Genomic DNA, 221 nt, shown 5'->3' with positions numbered 1-221 from the left:
TTTCTCGAAGATTACAATTGCTTGAATCAGATGATTATCTAAAAAGCCTTATGGCTAATAAAATGGTAAATGATGCTGAAACTGGCACGATCATTAAAAACTTATTAGCTGAGTATCCAGAAGAAGTAAAAGCGTTAGTAGCAGATCATGAAGGTGCTATTTCATCAAAATTAGCCCGTGTATGGTCTAAAGAGCTGAAGGGTGAAATTATTACCTCAAGC

General features: G+C 35.3%; 1 protein-coding gene. It reads left to right on the top strand.

Annotation, left to right across the window (positions count from 1 at the left end; translation table 11 throughout):
* Positions 1-221: KorB domain-containing protein (locus tag RFX69_RS19370; protein ID WP_375143704.1), on the top strand; the 221-nt coding region annotated here is incomplete at both ends.

It is taken from the genome of Acinetobacter sp. 148 (assembly GCF_031196675.1).
GTDB classification, from domain to species: Bacteria; Pseudomonadota; Gammaproteobacteria; order Pseudomonadales; family Moraxellaceae; genus Acinetobacter; species Acinetobacter baumannii.
The sequence above is the reverse complement of the archived record's forward strand: the minus strand, read 5'-3'. Positions and strand labels throughout refer to the sequence as shown.